The organism is Ruegeria pomeroyi DSS-3 (assembly GCF_000011965.2).
Taxonomy (GTDB): domain Bacteria; phylum Pseudomonadota; class Alphaproteobacteria; order Rhodobacterales; family Rhodobacteraceae; genus Ruegeria_B; species Ruegeria_B pomeroyi.
In genome coordinates this window covers 1,735,710-1,753,160 of record NC_003911.12, presented here as the reverse complement: position 1 = coordinate 1,753,160, position 17,451 = coordinate 1,735,710, and the positions used below count along the sequence as shown (strand labels likewise).

At 64.3% G+C, this 17,451-nt stretch carries 17 protein-coding genes; 11 read left to right on the top strand and 6 right to left on the bottom strand.

The genetic code is table 11. The features are described from left to right. Positions 1 to 24 precede the first annotated feature (24 nt). Positions 25 to 1,602, bottom strand: a complete 1,578-nt coding sequence (locus SPO_RS08375; protein WP_044028124.1) for an ABC transporter substrate-binding protein — start codon at positions 1,600 to 1,602, stop codon at positions 25 to 27. Positions 1,603 to 1,875: 273 nt separating this feature from the next. On the opposite strand from SPO_RS08375, the gene SPO_RS08370 reads away from it, so the two are divergent. From SPO_RS08370 to SPO_RS08350, 5 genes are all read left to right on the top strand, one after another. Then, a complete protein-coding gene (locus tag SPO_RS08370; RefSeq protein ID WP_011047383.1) occupies positions 1,876 to 2,823 on the top strand; it encodes an ABC transporter permease in 948 nt (315 codons plus the stop codon). Beyond that, a complete protein-coding gene (locus tag SPO_RS08365; protein ID WP_011047382.1) occupies positions 2,820 to 3,695 on the top strand; it encodes an ABC transporter permease in 876 nt (291 codons plus the stop codon). Before SPO_RS08370 ends, SPO_RS08365 begins: the two co-directional genes overlap by 4 nt. Continuing rightward, positions 3,692 to 5,473, top strand: a complete 1,782-nt coding sequence (locus tag SPO_RS08360) for an ABC transporter ATP-binding protein (protein WP_011047381.1) — start codon at positions 3,692 to 3,694, stop codon at positions 5,471 to 5,473. The genes SPO_RS08365 and SPO_RS08360 overlap by 4 nt, the downstream gene beginning before the upstream one ends. Positions 5,474 to 5,624: 151 nt before the next feature. Next, positions 5,625 to 7,025, top strand: a complete 1,401-nt coding sequence (locus SPO_RS08355; protein ID WP_011047380.1) for a selenium-binding protein SBP56-related protein — start codon at positions 5,625 to 5,627, stop codon at positions 7,023 to 7,025. A gap of 81 nt (positions 7,026 to 7,106) precedes the next feature. Next, a complete protein-coding gene (locus SPO_RS08350; protein ID WP_011047379.1) occupies positions 7,107 to 7,685 on the top strand; it encodes a hypothetical protein in 579 nt (192 codons plus the stop codon). A 16-nt stretch (positions 7,686 to 7,701) separates the two neighbouring features. Here the strand turns inward: SPO_RS08350 and SPO_RS08345 are convergent, their stop codons facing one another. Then, the gene (locus SPO_RS08345; protein WP_011047378.1) at positions 7,702 to 8,898 is read right to left on the bottom strand and encodes a serine hydrolase domain-containing protein; all 1,197 of its coding nucleotides are present in this window, start codon (positions 8,896 to 8,898) and stop codon (positions 7,702 to 7,704) included. Between the two features lie 108 nt (positions 8,899 to 9,006). Here SPO_RS08345 and gcvA point away from each other — a divergent pair, with 108 nt between their 5' ends. Then, positions 9,007 to 9,936, top strand: a complete 930-nt coding sequence (gene gcvA / locus SPO_RS08340; protein ID WP_011047377.1) for a transcriptional regulator GcvA — start codon at positions 9,007 to 9,009, stop codon at positions 9,934 to 9,936. Here gcvA and SPO_RS08335 read toward each other — a convergent pair. After that, a complete protein-coding gene (locus SPO_RS08335) occupies positions 9,924 to 10,385 on the bottom strand; it encodes an SDR family NAD(P)-dependent oxidoreductase (protein WP_011047376.1) in 462 nt (153 codons plus the stop codon). The genes gcvA and SPO_RS08335 overlap by 13 nt on opposite strands. 203 nt (positions 10,386 to 10,588) lie before the next feature. Continuing rightward, positions 10,589 to 11,167 carry a lytic transglycosylase domain-containing protein gene (locus SPO_RS08330; protein ID WP_011047375.1) on the bottom strand — a complete coding sequence of 193 codons (579 nt, stop codon included), beginning with the start codon at positions 11,165 to 11,167 and terminating at the stop codon, positions 10,589 to 10,591. A 209-nt stretch (positions 11,168 to 11,376) separates the two neighbouring features. On the opposite strand from SPO_RS08330, the gene ssb reads away from it, so the two are divergent. Beyond that, a complete protein-coding gene (gene ssb / locus SPO_RS08325; RefSeq protein ID WP_011047374.1) occupies positions 11,377 to 11,919 on the top strand; it encodes a single-stranded DNA-binding protein in 543 nt (180 codons plus the stop codon). A gap of 15 nt (positions 11,920 to 11,934) precedes the next feature. Continuing rightward, the gene (locus SPO_RS08320) at positions 11,935 to 13,005 is read left to right on the top strand and encodes a site-2 protease family protein (RefSeq protein ID WP_011047373.1); all 1,071 of its coding nucleotides are present in this window, start codon (positions 11,935 to 11,937) and stop codon (positions 13,003 to 13,005) included. Between the two features lie 10 nt (positions 13,006 to 13,015). Here the strand turns inward: SPO_RS08320 and aroB are convergent, their stop codons facing one another. Together aroB and SPO_RS08310 are read right to left on the bottom strand one after the other, a co-directional pair. After that, the gene (gene aroB / locus SPO_RS08315; protein WP_011047372.1) at positions 13,016 to 14,128 is read right to left on the bottom strand and encodes a 3-dehydroquinate synthase; all 1,113 of its coding nucleotides are present in this window, start codon (positions 14,126 to 14,128) and stop codon (positions 13,016 to 13,018) included. A gap of 1 nt (position 14,129) precedes the next feature. Then, complete coding sequence (locus SPO_RS08310; protein WP_011047371.1) at positions 14,130 to 14,717, bottom strand: shikimate kinase; 588 nt, start codon at positions 14,715 to 14,717, stop codon at positions 14,130 to 14,132. A gap of 78 nt (positions 14,718 to 14,795) precedes the next feature. Here SPO_RS08310 and SPO_RS23195 point away from each other — a divergent pair, with 78 nt between their 5' ends. Genes SPO_RS23195 through SPO_RS08300 form a run of 3 tightly spaced genes read left to right on the top strand, consistent with a single transcriptional unit; the run spans position 14,796 to position 17,448 of the window. Further along, positions 14,796 to 14,945 (top strand): hypothetical protein, encoded by a 150-nt coding sequence (locus tag SPO_RS23195; protein ID WP_193385775.1) that lies wholly within the window; start codon positions 14,796 to 14,798, stop codon positions 14,943 to 14,945. After that, positions 14,935 to 16,485, top strand: a complete 1,551-nt coding sequence (locus SPO_RS08305) for a hypothetical protein (protein WP_051420338.1) — start codon at positions 14,935 to 14,937, stop codon at positions 16,483 to 16,485. The genes SPO_RS23195 and SPO_RS08305 overlap by 11 nt, the downstream gene beginning before the upstream one ends. A 3-nt stretch (positions 16,486 to 16,488) precedes the next feature. Beyond that, the gene (locus SPO_RS08300; protein WP_011047369.1) at positions 16,489 to 17,448 is read left to right on the top strand and encodes a tyrosine recombinase; all 960 of its coding nucleotides are present in this window, start codon (positions 16,489 to 16,491) and stop codon (positions 17,446 to 17,448) included. Positions 17,449 to 17,451 lie beyond the last annotated feature (3 nt).

Genomic DNA, 17,451 nt, shown 5'->3' with positions numbered 1-17,451 from the left:
GTTGCTGACGGAGAGTAAACCGGCTTATGCGAGCCAGATGTCGCGGCCGACCGAGAAGAACCCGCCAAGCGAGCCGACCGGGTGCGGTGCATAGCCTTTCACGCGGGTATTGGCCGCGGACAGCTGGTTCTGGAACACCGCGTTCACGAAACCGCCGTCCTCGTTCATCATGTGTTGCAGGTCGCAATACATCTGACGCCGCTTGTCCTCGTTCAACTCGGCACGCGCCGCAACGATCATCGCGTCGGTCTCGTCGGTGCCCCACATGGTCTCGTTCCAGCTGCCGCCCTTCATATGGGCGATCGACAGGAAGGCATCGACCGTGGGTCGCGCGTTCCAGCCCGACATGGTCATCGGCTTTTGCATCCAGGTATGCGACCAGTAACCATCGGAGGGCGTCTTGATCACATTCACCTCTGCCGCGCCCTTGGCCGACTGCTGGAAGGTCAGCGCGATATCGTTGGCCGAGGCACCGGCGGTTTCCGATGTGTAGAGGTCGAACCCGCTCAGCCCTGCCTTGTCGAAATAGAACTTCGCCTTGTCGGGATCATACTCGGCGGGTTTCACATCCGAGCACCAGTATTTGTAGGTCGGACCAATCGGCGTGTCGGCGCTGATCGTGCCGATGCCCTTGAACACCTGGCTCAGCACCAGTTCGCGGTCGAGCGCGTGCTTGACGCCCTTGCGGAAATTTGGGTCATTCGTCGGCGCGCGATCAACCATCATGACCATGTTGGTAAAGCTGCCGCTTGGCACGTTAAACAGCGTGACGCTGCTGTTCGTGTTCAGCTGATCGGCGGCAAAGGCGGGCACGTCGTAGATGATATCGACATCATCGGCCAGAAGCGCGCTGAGCGTCGCATTGGCATCCGGGACCGGAATGAAATCGACGCCGTCGAGATAGGGCTTGCCCTCTTCGTAATAGTTCTCGAACCGCTCAAGCACGATGCGTTCGCCGGGGATAAACTCCATCACCTTGAACGGGCCCGAGCCGATGGCGTGGGCGAAATCGGTGAACCCTTCGGGATGGATGGACAGGTGATAGTCGGACATGATCACCGGCAGATCGGCATTGCCCGAGCTCAGGGTGATCTTGACCGTCATCGGGTCCGGCGCCTCCAGCGCGGTGACCGCCGACAGCAACGACTTGGCCGGCGATTCCGAGCCTTCGGCGATATGGCGCGACAGGCTTTCGACCACGTCGGCCGAGGTCACGCTCTGCCCGTTGTGGAAGGTCAGGCCCGAGCGCAGCTTGAAGGTCCACTCCGTCGCCGCGTCGTTAACACTCCATTCCTCTGCTGCGTCGCCTTCGACCTCCAGCGAGGGCAGCAGACGGGTCAGGCGCTGATAGATGGCATTGCCATAGACCGCGTCAGCGGTGTCGGTCATGCGCACTGGTTCAGCCGTGTCGTCGGTGTTGCCCTGCGCGATCCGCAACCAGCCGCCGCGCTTGGGCTGTTCGGCAAAGGCCGGTCCGGCCATCGCAAGGATGCCGCTTGCCGCCGGCACCAGCAGACCAAAGGCGCCCGCCCGCTTGAAGAACCCCCGGCGGCTGAGCGCGCCGGCCTTGTATTGCCGTACCAGGCTGTCGATGTCGGACATGTCTTTCCTCCCAGATGACCGATGACGGGCTGCCCCGCTATTGCATAGAGATTGCGGGGCGCTCGGACGCGGCACAAACAACCGATATCATGACTTAGCCATAACTGGAGTTATGCCACACCTCCCGACCAGCGTCGCCCCGGTGAAGAAAGCACGGAAAACAGGGCAGCATGCCCCAGCCATAACCAAAACGACCCCATCTTGTCTTCTATCGTTGTTTGTTCAAATCCGCGCTTGCCCCGAAACTGCGATCAGCCTTGAGGGAGGAACGAGGTGTATCGCATCATACTGACGCGCCTGGCGCAGGGTTTGCTGACCTTGCTCTTGGCATCCATCATCATTTTCGGCGCGACCGAGATCCTTCCCGGCGACGTGGCCGAAGCGATCCTGGGACAAAGCCGCACGGACGAGGCGCTGGCCGCGCTGCGCGAGGAGATGGGCCTGAACCGCCCCGCGATCGTGCGCTATTTCGACTGGCTGGGCGGGATGGTGCAGGGCGATCTGGGCACCTCGCTTGCGACCAAGCGGCCGGTGGCCGACATGATCGAAAGCCGGATGTGGAACACGCTTCGACTGGCGCTGCTGGCGGCGGCGATCTCGGTTCCGCTGTCGCTGGCGCTGGGTCTCTGGTCGGCGATGCGCGCCGGTGGCAAGGTCGACAAGACCCTGGCCATGACCACGCTCGCGCTGATCGCGGTGCCCGAGTTCTTTATCGGCCTCATCCTGATGAAGGTCTTTGCAGTCGAGTTGAAATGGTTCTCGGCCTCGGCCAACACCCGGCCCTATTTCGACTTCTGGCAGAACTTCCGCGCGCTGGCCCTGCCCGTTGCCACGCTCAGCTTTGCGGTGCTGGCGCATATGATGCGGATGACGCGCTCCTCGGTGATCAACATCTTTACATCTCCCTACATGGAGATGGCCGCGCTCAAGGGCCTGCCGAAACGCCGCCTTGTGGTGCTGCACGCGCTGCCCAATGCGCTGTCCCCGATCCTGACCGTAATCGCCCTGAACCTCAGCTACATGGTCTCGGGCGTGATCATCGTCGAAACCGTGTTTGGCGTGCCAGGTCTGACCCGTCTGCTGGTCGATGGCGTCACGCTGCGGGACATCCCGCTGATCCAGGCCTGCGCCATGATCTTTGGCGCCGTCTACATCCTGTTGAACCTGCTGGCCGATGTCCTGTCCATCATGGCCAATCCGCGCCTGAGGTACCCGAAATGAGCGATGCAACCGAAATTGCCAAACCGCGCGCCTCGGTCTTTGCGGGCCTGCGCCTGACCTGGACGGCCGTTCTTGCGGGGTCCGTCCTGCTGTTCTGGCTGATCCTTGCCCTGTTCGGACCATGGATCGCCCCGCATGGCGAGGCCGAGATCATCTCGGGCACGACCTTTGCTCCAATCGGCGAAGGCGGGTTGTTGGGGACGGACAAACTGGGGCGCGACGTCTTCTCGCGCCTGATCTACGGCGTGCGCACGACGCTATTGCTTGCGCTGATCACGACGGTCATTTCCTTTACCTTCGGGGTGACGCTGGGCTTTGCCGCCGCGATCCTCAAGGGCTGGTTCGACATCGTGGTCAGCCGCATCGTCGAGGCCTTCATGGCCTTCCCCTCGACCCTCTTGGCACTGGTGGTGATCGGCGCATTCGGCACCTCGATCACGGTTCTGGTGCTGACTGTCGGACTGGTCCTGTCGACCAGTGTCTTCCGGGTGTCGCGCGCGCTTGGCTATGACATCGGTGTGATGGATTTTGTCGAGGCGGCACGCGCAAGGGGCGAAGGCACCTGGTGGATCCTGACGCGCGAGATCCTGCCAAACTCCATGGCCCCGCTGATCGCCGAATTCGGCCTGCGCTTCACCTTCTCGATCCTGTTCCTGTCGGGTCTGTCTTTCCTGGGACTGGGCGTTCAGGAACCCGCCGCCGACTGGGGGTTGATGGTGCAGGAAAACGTGGGCGGGCTGTTCCTCGGCTCTTCTGCCGCGCTGATCCCCGCCGCCTGTATCGCCTCGCTGACCGTGGCCATGAACCTGCTTGTCGACTGGTTCCAGCAGCGCCAGCAAGGTGAAACCGTTCTGGAGAAGATCGACCAATGAGCGACATCCTGACCATCAAGAACCTGCGCGTCGAGGGGCGCCCGCCCGGTGGCGCTTACGTCCCGATCGTCAAGAACGTGTCACTGAACGTGGCCAAGGGCGAGGTGCTGGCCCTGATCGGCGAAAGCGGGTCGGGAAAATCCACGATCTCGCTGGCCTCGATGGGCTTTGCCCGTCCCGGCTGCCGCATCTCGGGCGGCGAGATCTGGCTGAACGGGCGGGACATCATGAAACTGTCTCCGCACAACCGCCACGCACTGCGCGGTGACGAAGTATCTTATGTCGCGCAATCGGCGGCGGCCAGCTTCAACCCCGCGCTGCGGATCGGCAGGCAGGTGATCGAGGCGCCGCTTTGGCATGGCGCGGGCGATGCCGCGACCCTGACCGCCACCGCCGTCGATCTATACCGCAAGCTGGATCTGCCCAACCCCGAAACCGTGGGCGACAAGTTCCCGCATCAGGTCTCGGGCGGGCAGTTGCAACGCCTGATGGCGGCAATGGCCATGTCCTGCGGGCCAGACCTGCTGATCCTGGACGAGCCGACAACGGCGCTGGATGTGACCACACAGATCGAGGTGCTGAAAGCCTTCAAGGACATCATCCGCGATCAGGGTACGGCGGCAATCTATGTCACTCACGATCTGGCGGTCGTGGCGCAGGTGGCAGACCGAATTCTTGTGCTGAAAAACGGTGAAATGGTCGAGGAAGGACCGACCGCCCAGATCCTGCATGACCCGCAGCACGAGTACACCCGTACCCTGATGGATGCCGTCCGGCCCGCGCCGCATCTGGTCGACCACGTTGACGCAAGCGCGGCTCAAGCGCCTGTTATTTCCGTGCGAAGCATCACGACAGGCTACGGGGCGCTGACCATTCTGTCGGATGTGTCGGTCGATGTGCCCGCCGCCTCGGTCGTCGGCGTGATCGGTGAAAGCGGCTGCGGGAAAAGTACGCTGGCGCGCGTCGTCGCCGGCCTGACACCCTTGCGGGAGGGCGAGATCAAGCTCGATGGCAAGATCGCCGCGCCCAGCGTCAAGGACCGCCCCCGCGATACGCTCAGGGACTGCCAGATCGTGTTCCAGATGGCCGACACGGCGCTGAACCCGCGCCAGCGGATCGGAGACATCCTGGGCCGCCCGCTGGAGTTCTATCAGGGGCTCAAGGGGCGCGCGCGCGCGGACAAGGTGGGTGACCTGCTGGAACTTGTCGACCTGCCGCGCAGCTTTGCCTCGCGCTTCCCGGGCGAATTGTCGGGCGGGCAGAAGCAGCGGATCAACCTGGCGCGCGCGTTGGCCGCGGACCCCAAGGTGATCCTTTGTGACGAGGTCACGTCGGCGCTCGATACCGTCGTTGCGGCGGGCGTGATCCAACTTCTGAAATCGCTCAAGGACAAGTTGGGCGTCGCCTACATGTTCATCAGCCACGACCTTTCGACCGTTGCGTCATTCGCCGACGAGGTGGTGGTTCTATATGCCGGGCGGGTGGTCGAAAAGGGACCGTCAAAAGCCGTCTTCAGCCCGCCCTTTCACCCTTACACCAAACTGCTGCTCTCCTCGGTCCCCGAGATGCGACAGGGCTGGCTGGAGGGCGTCGCCGATACCGGCGAGGCCAAGGCCGCCAGCGCCGGCAGCGTCGTCATCGGGGCAAGGGGCTGTCCCTTTGCCAATCGGTGCACTCATGTGATTGCCGGCACCTGCGACAGGATCACACCGCCCCCCCGCGACCTGCCGGGCGGGCTGACCATCGCGTGTCATCTGGAGGAGGCCAAACTGCCTTGACCAAACGGCTGACCCGAACCGGCTTTCGTGATAGGGTCGGCGGCACGGGCCGCAAAGACAACTCCTGAGCACAAGCCTGGGATGCCCAGAAACAGACTTAAGGAAGTTACGATAATATATTGATATAACAATACAAACGGGAGGAAATACCATGACCTTGAGACCCGATCCGACATTTTATCCGTCGGCCAAGCTGGCCATGGAGGGGCCGGTCGAGAAACTGGCCTTCACTCTGATGCTCAGCCCCGATGCGTCAAAACCCGACGGCTTGGCTGTCGTCGACGTTGATCCGACCTCGGAGAAATTCGGACAGATCGTTCACCAGTTGATCATGCCCAACAAGGGCGACGAGTTTCACCATTTCGGCTGGAACGCCTGCTCCTCGGCTCTTTCCCCCCTGACCGGCCACGCCTTTCTGGAACGCCGCTACCTGATCATCCCCGGCATCCGGTCGTCGCGGATCTATATCGTCGACGTCAAGGAACCGCTCAAGGCCAAGATTCACAAGATCATCGAGCCCGAGGAAGTCTTTGCCAAGACCGGCTATTCGCGCCCGCACACCATCCACTGCGGCCCCGAAGGCATCTATGTCTCGACCCTGGGCGGCGGCGGCGAAGACGGCACCGACGGCCCTCCGGGTATCTTTATCCTCGATTGCGAAACCTTCGAAATCCTCGGCCGCTACGAAATGGACCGCGGCGAGCAGACCAAGCATTACGATTTCTGGTGGAACCTGCCGCGCGATTACATGGTCAGCTCGGAATGGGGCCTGCCGCCGCAGTTCGAAAACGGCATCGTGCCCGAGGATCTGCTGTCCAACAAATACGGCCACAAGATCCACTTCTGGAAGCTGCGCGACCGCAAGAACGTGCAGACCATCGACCTTGGCGCCAATCACCAGATGGCGCTGGAGATCCGCCCTGCCCATGACCCGTCCAAGGACTATGGCTTCTGCGGCGTGGTGGTGGATACTACCAATCTGCAAGGGGCGATCTTTACCTGGTGGCAAAAGGACGATGGCACGTTCGAGGCGAAAAAGACCATCACCATCGACCCGGTTCCGGCGGATGCCGATGACCTGCCCGATCTGCTCAAGGGGTTTGGCGCCTGCCCGCCGCTGGTAACGGATATCGACCTGAGCCTGGACGACAAGTACCTCTACGTCGCCTGCTGGGGTCTGGGCGAGATGCATCAATACGATGTCTCGGACCCGATGAACCCGGTTCTGACCGGCAAGGTCGAGATCGGCGGCATCGTCAAGAAGACCCCTCACCCCAATGGCAAGACCTTTGGTTATGGCCCGCAGATGGTTGAGATCAGCCGCGACGGCAAGCGCGTCTACTGGACCAATTCGCTCTACTCTACCTGGGACGAACAGTTCTATCCCGGCGACCGGGGTGCGGCCATGGTCATGGCCAATGTGGGCGAAAATGGCGGGCTCACGCTGGACAAGGACTTCTGGGTGGACTTCCCCGCAGGCTATCGCAGCCACCAGATCCGGCTCGAAGGCGGAGACTGCTCCACCGACAGTTTCTGCTACCCCTCCGTCTGAGGCGTGGAACCTGCAACATCAACGGCGGCCCTGTGGTGGGCCGTCGTTTTTTCCGGAGTGTATCACGGGTTGAACCCCGGCATGGGCTGGCCCTTGGCCGTCTCTGCCGCGCTGATGGAACGCAAACCCGGCCGCCTCTGGCGAGCGCTGGCGGCTTTGGCCGGCGGGCATCTGCTGTCGATGCTGGCGATCCTGCTGCCGTTCACCGTGCTCTTGTGGCTGGTCGACTACCAGCGCCAGATCCAGATCGGGGCGGCGCTTCTGGTCATCGCTCTCGGTATCTACCTGACCATCAATCGCCGCCACCCCCGGTTTCTGGCCCGAGTCCGGCCAACCCAGCTGGCGCTTTGGTCGTTCCTTGCGGCCCTAGCCCATGGTGCGGGGCTGATGCTGGTGCCAATCTACCTTGGCATCTGCAAGACCATCGAAACCGACGCAGGCCATGCCGCCGCCAGTGTGCTGATGACCTCGAACACCACGGTTGCCCTTGGGGTGGCGCTGCTGCACAGCCTTGCCATGATGACGGCTGGCGGCGCGCTGGCCTTTGGCGTCTATCGCTGGCTGGGGTTGAAGTTCCTGTCGAAAAGCTGGTTCAACCTCGATCTCGTCTGGGCGGCGAGCCTGATCCTTGTGGGGGTCATCGCGCTGGTCATGGCCTAAGGGGCCGCGCGCGCGCTCAAACCAGCGCCTGGTAACTCAGCACACGAAGCTGACGGCGCAGCGTATAAGCGCTGGATGGGATCAACTGGGTCATCAGGATCACGGTCATGTCCTCGACCGGGTCCACCCAGAAGGCCGTCGAGGCCATGCCGCCCCAGGCGAACTCGCCCGGCGAGCCGACGATCATTGCCCGCGCCGGGTCCAGCATCACCGACACGCCAAGGCCGAACCCGATCCCCTCGAATGTGGTTTCGCTGAAATGCGCCTGCCCCCGGCTGGCCAGATCGCCGCCCATGTGGTTCGACACCATCAGATCAAAGGTCTTGCGGCCAAGCAGCCTGCCCCCGTCAAAGGCACCGCGTCCGAGCAGCATCGTCGCAAAACGCTGGTAATCCGCCATCGTCGACACCAGCCCACCCCCGCCGCTCTCAAGCGTCACCGGCGCAAGGCAACGGTCCTGGTTCGCCGATGGGATAAAGCCCCCGGAGCTGTGGTCATAGAGCGTGGCCACCCGGCTGGCCTTGTCCGCAGGCACCGAAAACCCGGTGTCTTTCATGCCGAGAGGGTCAAGGATTCGGGTCTTCAGAAAGGCGCCAAGCGGTTGCCCGCTGATGACCTCGACCAGATGGCCCAGAACATCGGTCGACAGGCCATAGAACCAGCGCTCGCCCGGATGAAAGGCCAGCGGAAACCCGGCCAGCGCATCGACGGCCTGCCCCATGGTGACAAGATCACGGTCGAAATCGAGCCCGGCTGCCGAAAGGGCCTGTTCCAGAGCGTTCCCCTGCCGGTCGCCATAGATGATACCGGCCTGATGGGTCAGCAGGTCATGGATGGTGATCTGGCGTCGCGCCGGCTCGGTCGCGTCCAGCGCATGGCCCGGCCCCTTCCAGACCCGGGGATCGCAGAAAGCCGGCAGGAAATCGGCAACCGGCTGATCCAGCTGGAACGCGCCTTCCTCGTAAAGCATCAACAGGGCGAGAGAGGTGACCGGCTTGGTCATCGAATAGATGCGCCAGATCGTATCGGGGGCGACCGGTTGGCGCGTCGCCGTATCGGCATACCCCCTGCGTTCGGAAAATGCGATTTCCCCCCGTCTTGCGATCTGGACGGCCAGACCGCTCAGCCGCCCCTCGCGGACATGGGCCTCCATCCAGTTCGAGATGCGCCGCAGGCGCTGCGGGTCGAAACCCTGTTTGCTGTCGATCGGCAAGGCGGCACCTCCGGTAGCGTCCGGCCCTATCCTGCGCCTGTTCCACCAAGGCTTTCAAGCGACCTATAATCACCCTATAACCAAACAATATTCATGCATGAGTTGGCCATGAGCACCCGACGCCTTCCCCATCTGACCTGGCTGCGCGCCTTCGAGGCATCGGCGCGGCATCTGAGTTTCACCAATGCCGCCCAGGAGCTGAACCTGACCCAGGCCGCGATCAGCAAGCAGGTGAAACTGCTGGAGCACTACCTGCGCGAACCCCTGTTCGAGCGCAAACCCCGCAGCCTTGTGCTGACCAAGGTCGGCGCGGCCTATCTGCCCAAGGTCCGCGACGGTTTCGAACGTCTGGCGGCGGGCACCGAAGAGGTTTTCGGTCTCCGGCGCTCCGAGGTGCTGACGGTGCGCGCGCCGGTCGGATATTCCGTCAACTGGATCGCACCCCGGCTGCAGGGTTTCTTTGACCGTCATCCTGAAACCGAGGTCCGTCTGGTGTCCAGCGTCTGGGGCGACCAGTTTGACAACGAGCGTTTTGACCTCGACATCCAGTACGGAACGGGGCGCTGGCCGGGCTACAAGGCTGATCGACTGACCTGGGAAGTGATCAAGCCCGTTTGCGCACCATCCCTTCTGGAAGGCGAACATGCGATCAGAAAGCCGGCGGACCTTGCCCACCACCGGCTCCTGCATGTGCTTGGCTATGAGGAAGGCTGGGCCGAATGGTTCAGGTATGCAAAGGTCAGTGGCATCAATTCAGGTCAGGGGCTGCAATTCGACACCTCGCTGTTGGCATTCGAGTTTGCATCGCGCGGTGGCGGGGTGGCTTTGGCCCGGTCCTCGATGCTCGGCATCGAGATCGAGCGAGGCCGCCTTGTCGAGCCATTCAATATCGAAGCGCCCTTGCAGGAAGCCTTTTACCTTATCTCGCCAGAAACGGGTCGCGATCATCCCGACGCCCAGAAATTCCGGGACTGGTTGATCGAAACGGCTGAGAGCGACCCGGAAAACAGGCGAAACCGCGAGACCTATCGCAGCTGAAGCCGAAGGCCCGGATCGAGGCGGATGATCCCGCGCTCGCCGCTCTCGGTCAAAGGCACCAGCGCCATCATTCGGGCCGCGTCCTTTGTCTTGACGCCGACCGCTTCTATGAAGTCGGCAGCGATGACCCGAGCAAAGGTGGCCATATCCACCGGACCGTCACGCCCAACAAACCGCATACCACCTGGAATACCTGCGCAGTTCACATCGATGAGGATCTGCCCGTTGTGCCCGCAGGCTATTGCCCATGCGTCGGACACTGCACCCGGGTCGGAAACGTCGCACGCGATACCAACGCCGCCGATCTGATCGGCCACCTGTGACACCTTCTCTTCATTCAGGTCCAGAAAGGCGACCTTGGCGCCGGCATTTGTCAAAGCCTCGGCCACGGCCAGTCCCAACCCGGAAGCCCCACCAGTAACCAACGCGGAAAGACCGTCAACCAGCATCTATATCACTCCTGTTTGTCGTGATCTGCGAGCTTGGCGTCTTCCGAAATTCACCCGATGAGTGGTTACCCTTTGGCCAACTGGAACCACTGGGATGAGGCCCGCCAAACATAATGCCAGCACCTTAAGGTCTCGAAACTGCCTCCCAGCGGGACCAGATCGAATGCCCGGTAAAGAGCGGTTTCCGAGCCGGAGCGGCCCGATCAGCTGCCCCAGATCACCTTGACGTAGTTCTTGGTCTCTTCATAAGGCGGAACATCGCCGTATTTCTCGACCGCTTCGGGGCCGGCGTTATAGGCCGCCAGCGCCAGGCGCCAGGATTTGAACTTGCGGTATTGCCGCGACAGATAGCGGGCGCCGCCATCGAGGTTCTCGTACGGATCGCCCGGATCGACCCCCAGCGCCCGCGCGGTGCCCGGCATAAGCTGGGCAAGTCCCAGCGCGCCCTTGTGCGATTTGGCATGCGGGTTCCAGCCGCTTTCCTGCTGCACCAGCCGCAGGAACAGATCCTCGGGGATATTGTGGCGCCGGGCCGCATCGCGGGCCATTTGCAGATATTCGCCCTTGTACTTGCCGGCATAGCGCCGGGTCGGCGTGGTCTGGGCGGTGGGCGGTTGCAGGCGGGTCGAGCTTTCGTACTGGCTGGCGCCCCGTGTATCGAGCAGCCGCGCCTGTTTCTGGAACAGGTCGCGCCGGTTCTTGGTCGAGAACATGTCCGCACCCGCAGGCATGGCGGTGACGGCAACCGCCGCCGCGATGAAACCGGAAAAGAGCCTGCGCATCGGTATGAACCTGTCCCTAACCCCTCGCGCGGGACTATAGCCGGTTTGACGGCGAAGAAAACCCTGCCCGCGCGGGCCGGTTGAACCGGCAAAACCTTGCTAGCGGTTTCCCTCTGCCCGCACGCGCGTGTAGGGTCTGTCGGGACGGGTCGGCGAGATTCGGGCCGATCACAAGACAAGATGCAACAAGAACAGGAGACGGGGAACCCATGGCTGGCTCGGTCAATAAAGTCATTCTGGTGGGAAATCTGGGCCGCGACCCCGAGGTGCGGACATTTCAGAACGGGGGCAAGGTGTGCAACCTGCGCATTGCCACCTCGGAAAACTGGAAGGATCGCAATACGGGTGAGCGGCGCGAACGGACCGAATGGCATTCGGTCGCCATCTTCAGCGAAGGTCTGGTCCGCGTTGCCGAACAATATCTGCGCAAAGGGTCCAAGGTCTATCTGGAGGGCCAGTTGCAGACGCGCAAATGGCAGGACCAGTCCGGCCAGGACCGCTATTCCACCGAGGTGGTGCTGCAGGGGTTTGGCGCAACGCTGGTGATGCTCGACGGGCGCGGCGAAGGCGGCGGTGGCGGCGGCTTTGGCGGCGGTCAGGGCGGCGGCGACAGCTATGGCGGCGGTTACGACAGCGGCCCGGCGGGCGATCCCTATGGCGGCGGCCCCTCGGGTGGCGGCAGCAGCAGCGGGGGTGGACGCGGACGCGGCCCCGCATCGGGCGGCATCGACGACGACGAGATCCCGTTCTAAGACCGGAGACATATCATGACATGGTCCTTCACGCTCGGCCGCCTTTTCGGCTCGGAACTGAAGGTCCATGTCACCTTCTTTCTGCTCATCGGCTGGATCGGCGTTTCGGCCTATCAGATGGGCGGCTGGCCCAGCGCGGTGGAGAACACCGCCTTTGTGCTGGCCCTGTTTGCCTGTGTGGTGGCGCATGAATACGGTCACGCCCTGACCGCGCGCCGATACGGCATCCGTACCCCCGATATCACGCTGCTGCCCATTGGCGGGCTGGCCCGGCTGGACCGGATGCCCGAAAAACCCGGGCAGGAAATCGTCGTGGCTCTGGCTGGTCCAGCGGTGAATGTGGCGATCTGGGCGGCACTCACCCTTGTCGGCGTCGACACTCGGTTCGAAACGCTGGCCGCCATCGACAGCGCCGAGCCCGATTTCCTGGGCCGGCTGGCGATGGTCAACCTGTTCCTGGCGGTGTTCAACCTGATCCCGGCCTTTCCGATGGATGGGGGGCGGGTGCTGCGCGCCGCGCTCAGCCTGACGATGGACCGGGTGCGCGCCACCCGCATCGCCGCCGCCGCCGGGCAGCTGGTGGCGCTGCTCTTCGGCTTTGCCGGTCTCAGCGGCGGCAATCCGGTATTGGTGCTGATCGCGGTCTTTGTCTTTATCGCCGCCAATGCGGAGGCGCAGGATGTCGCCATGCGCGCGGTGACCCGCCGCCTGCTGGCGCGCGACGCGATGATCACCCGGTTCGAAGCGCTTGGCCCGACCGACACGCTGGCCACCGCCGCGCAGGCGGTGCTGCACACCACCCAGCACGAATTCCCGGTGCTGGATGGCGAGGGGCATCTGTTGGGATTCGTGACACGGGCACGGCTGTTCGCGGCGCTGGCGGCGGATCATCCGCGCTCGGATCCAGCGGAAACGGTGATGGATCGCGAGATCCCGCAGGTGCCGCTAGCCAGCGGGCTGGAGACGGTGCTGGACGCGCTTTATCAGGGGGCGCCCGCGGTGGCCGTCACCTCGGCCGACGGGCGAATGCTGGGCTATGTCACCCGCGAGAACGTGGGTGAGCTGATGGTGATTCAAGGGCGGTAAACGCCCCTTTTCAGCAACTTGCCAGCGCATCCTCAAGTACAGTCAGCACCGCCTCGCGCGGGACGTCCGAGGTGACAAAGGCCTGACCGATGCCGCGCGCCAGGATAAAGCGCAACTGCCCGTCCACCACCTTCTTGTCCTGTGCCATCAGGTCGACCAGCACATCGGCTGTCGGCAGATCGCCGGGGATATCGGTCAGATCGGTCTTCATCCCCATCGCCTTGAGATGCGCGCGCACCCGGCTTGGGTCCTCTTGCGAACACAGGCCCAGCCGCGCCGACAGTTCGAATGCCAGCGCACAGCCGATCGCCACCCCCTCGCCATGCAACAGCCGGTCGGAATAGCCGGTCGCCGCCTCGAGCGCGTGACAGAAGGTATGGCCCAGATTCAACAGCGCCCGGTCGCCCTGTTCGGTCTCGTCGCGGGCGACGATATCGGCCTTCATCTGCACCGAACGGGTCACCGCCTCGACCCGGGCGGCCATGTCGCCTGCCGCCAGCGCCGGGCCCTGCCCTTCGAGCCAGTCAAAAAACGCCGCATCGCCCAGCAGCCCGTATTTCACCACCTCGCCATAGCCAGCGAGGAAATCGCGCGCCGTCAGCGTGCCCAGCACCGCAGTATCGGCCAGCACCAGCGAGGGCTGGTGAAAGGCGCCGATCAGGTTCTTGCCGTGGGACGCATTGATACCGGTCTTGCCGCCCACCGAACTGTCCACCTGCGCCAGAAGCGAGGTCGGGATCTGCACGAACCGCACCCCCCGGCGCAGCACGGCGGCGGCAAAGCCCGCCAGATCGCCGATTACCCCGCCGCCAAAGGCCACCACCACATCGCGGCGCTCGACCTTCTGGTCCAGCAGCCAGTCGGCGGCGCGTTCGAACTGCGGCCAGCCCTTGGTGGATTCGCCCGGCGGCAGCGCCAGCGCCTCCATCGTGACACCGCCAGCGGCCAGCCCTTCGCGCAGCGCTTCCAGATGCAGGGCGGCCACCGTCTCGTCGGTCAGCACCGCAACCCGCTTGCGCGCCAGCAGGGGCGCGATCCGCGCGCCCGCCTCGGCAATCAGGCCCGGCCCGATTTCCACATCATAGCTGCGCGCCCCCAGCGCCACATGCACCGTCTTCATCATGTCAGCTCAGTTCCAATACATCCTTGCGCGTTGCCAGCGCCGCGATCACCCGGTCAACCATCTGCTCGATCGAGGTCTCGCCATCGGAAATCACGCAGAGATCGGCCTCGGAATAAAGCGGCACCCGCGCCTCATAAAGCGCGCGCAAGGTCGCACGCGGATCGGCGGTGCGCAGCAGCGGGCGGGTGTCCTTGTGCCGGACCCGGTTCCACAGCACCGTCAGATCGGCCTTGAGCCAGACCGACACGCCATGTTCGGAAATCATCCGGCGATTCGCCTCGGCCAGAAAGGCGCCGCCGCCGGTGGAGAGCACACAGGGCGCGCCCTCGAGCAGGCGGGCGATGACCCGGCTTTCGCGGTCGCGAAAGAACGCCTCGCCATCACGCTCGAAAATCTCGGGGATCGACATGTTTGCGGCGCTTTCGATCTCGGCGTCGCTGTCCAGAAAGGGCACGCCCAGACGCTGTGCCAGGGCCCGGCCCACGGCGGTTTTACCCGCCCCCATCATGCCAACCATGACGACGGTCTTGTGCAGCGCGGCAGCGCCACCATCTATTGTTTTGGCCGAGTTATGCTCAATTTTGCTCATTGTCCTCTGAATGACGTGATCTTGTGAAAAAGGCCAGTTATAACTTGGGCAAAAGAATGAAAGAGGCAGTGTGAAATCATGGGTCGTCTGATCAAATTCCTGGTCTACATCATCTGTCTCGCCGCGATCGGGCTGATTGGATACGCGTATCTGGGCCCGTTCTTCGGGGTCGATTTCTCGGCTCCGCAGACCGAACAGCGCCTGCCGGTGGTTCTGGATGCGGACTAGGGACAGGTCTATCCCGAAACGCGTCAGGCTGGCGGCATTTCTCGTGTGCCTGCCGGTTGCGGGCCTCGCCCAGCAGGCGCCGCTGTCGGTGATCGACTGGCTGGCCAACCCGGCGCCCGAAACCCTGCCCGGCACCGTGCTGCTGGAACCGCCGGTGACCGAAAGCGGACTGACCCCGCAGATCGAGGTCACCCCGCTCGAGGCGCTGCCGGTACCGCTGGGGCTGGTCTCGACCAAGGTGACCGGCCTGCCGCTGGACCTGTGGCAGGGCAGCGACCCGGTCTTGCTGGCCGAACGGCTGATGCGGGTACCGGTGCGCGACAACCCGGCGATGCAGACCCTGCTCTATACGCTGCTCTTGTCCGAAACCCGCCCCCCCTATGCCAGCCGTCAGGCCGCCGAGACCGTGCTGCTGGCGCGGGTGGATCGGCTGATGCAGCTGGGCGCGGTGGACCCGGCGCAGGCGCTGATCCAGCTGGCCGGCCCGACCGCCTCGCAAGAGCGGTTCCGGCGCTGGTTCGATGCGACCCTGCTGACCGGGGACGAGGACAGCAGCTGCGCCGCGCTGGCCGCCAGCCCGCATCTGGCCACCGATTACGGCGCGTTGATCTTTTGCACCGCGCGGCGGGGCGACTGGACCTCGGCGGCGCTGACGCTGGAAACCGCCCATGCGCTGGAGCTGCTGCCCCAAGCGACGCTGGCGCTGCTCGACCGGTTCCTCAGCCCCGAGATCTTCGAGGATCTGCCACCGCCTGCCGCACCCGCGCGCCCCGATCCGCTGACCTTCCGCCTGTTCGAGGCAATCGGCGAGCCGCTGAACACCGCCGGCCTGCCGCGTGCCTTTGCCAATGCCGACCTGCGTGATCTGGCGGGCTGGAAGGCCCAGCTCGAGGCGGCCGAACGGCTGACCCGCATCGGCGCTCTGACGCCCAATCAGCTGCTGGGTCTTTATACCCAGCGCAGCCCGGCCGCCTCGGGCGGCATCTGGGACCGGGTCGAAGCGGTGCAGCGGTTCGAGACCGCCCTGCAAAGCGGCAGCGCCGATGCGGTGGCCAAGACCCTGCCCCACGCCTGGGCGGCGATGCGGCAGGCGCGGCTCGAAGTACCCTTTGCCCAGCTTTTCGCCGATGCACTGCCCGCGCTCGACGCGCCGCAGGCGGCGGCGCTGGCCTGGCGCATCCGGCTATTGTCGCCCGGCTACGAAGAAGCGGCCCTGACCCCGGCGGGTACCGGAGCGGATGTTGCCTTTCTTGCCGCTCTCGCACGCGGAGTTCCGCGCACCGTCACGCCTCCGACGCCCCAGGCCGGGGCCATTGCCGACGGGTTCGACAGCGACACCGCCCTGCCCCCCGAGATGGAGGCGATGCTGAACGGCGGCCATCTGGGCGAGGCCATCCTCGAGGCGATGGACCGGTTCGGCAGCGGCGCCACCGGCAATCATGACGATCTGGGCGTGGCGCTGGCACTGTTCCGCCGTGTCGGGCTGGAAGACACCGCGCGGCGCGCCGCGTTGCAGCTGATGCTGCTGACGCGGAGCTGAGCGATGCCCGCCGCCCCCACCCATCCCCATCAATGGATCTCGACCTTTCTCGATGCGCAGGCGGCGGAACTGGGGGCTGCCAACAACACGCTGCTGGCCTATGGCCGCGACCTGAAGGATTTCACCGACTGGCTGGAGCGGCGCGGCGCCACGCTGAACGGGGCCGAGCGCGACACGGTCGAGGCCTATCTGGTCGATTGCGACGCGCAGGGGCTGGCACGCGCGACCCGGGCGCGGCGGCTGTCGGCGATCAAGCAGCTTTATCGCTTTGCCTTTGACGAGGGCTGGCGCGCCGACAATCCCGCCATCCAGATCAAGGGGCCCGGGCGGCTGAAATCGCTGCCCAAGACGCTTGAGGTGATCGAGGTCGACCGCCTGCTCGAGGCCGCCCGCCAGACCGGCCGCACCAGCGCCGACCGGCTGCGCAATACCTGCCTGATGGAACTGCTCTATGCCACCGGCATGCGGGTGAGCGAGCTGGTCTCGCTGCCGGCAACAGCGGCGCGGGGCGATCCGCGCATGCTGCTGGTGCGCGGCAAGGGCGGCAAGGAACGCATGGTTCCATTGTCCCCGCCCGCGCGCGCCGCGCTGGCGGCCTGGCTGACGGTGCGCGACGCCGCCGAAGAGGACGGCGCCCGGCGCGGCATCGCCCGCTCGCCGCATCTGTTCCCTTCGCGCGGGAAATCTGGCCATCTGACCCGGCACCGGTTCTATCTGCTGATCAAGGAACTGGCGGTTGCAGGCGGGGTCTCGCCCGACACGGTCACCCCCCATACTCTGCGCCACGCCTTTGCCACCCATCTGCTGGCCAATGGCGCCGATCTGCGCACCATCCAGACCCTGCTGGGCCATGCCGATGTCTCGACCACCGAGATATACACCCATGTTCTGGACGCGCGGCTGACCGAACTGGTGCTCGATCACCACCCGCTGGCCCGCGGTGACAAGCCCGAAACCGAGTGAGCC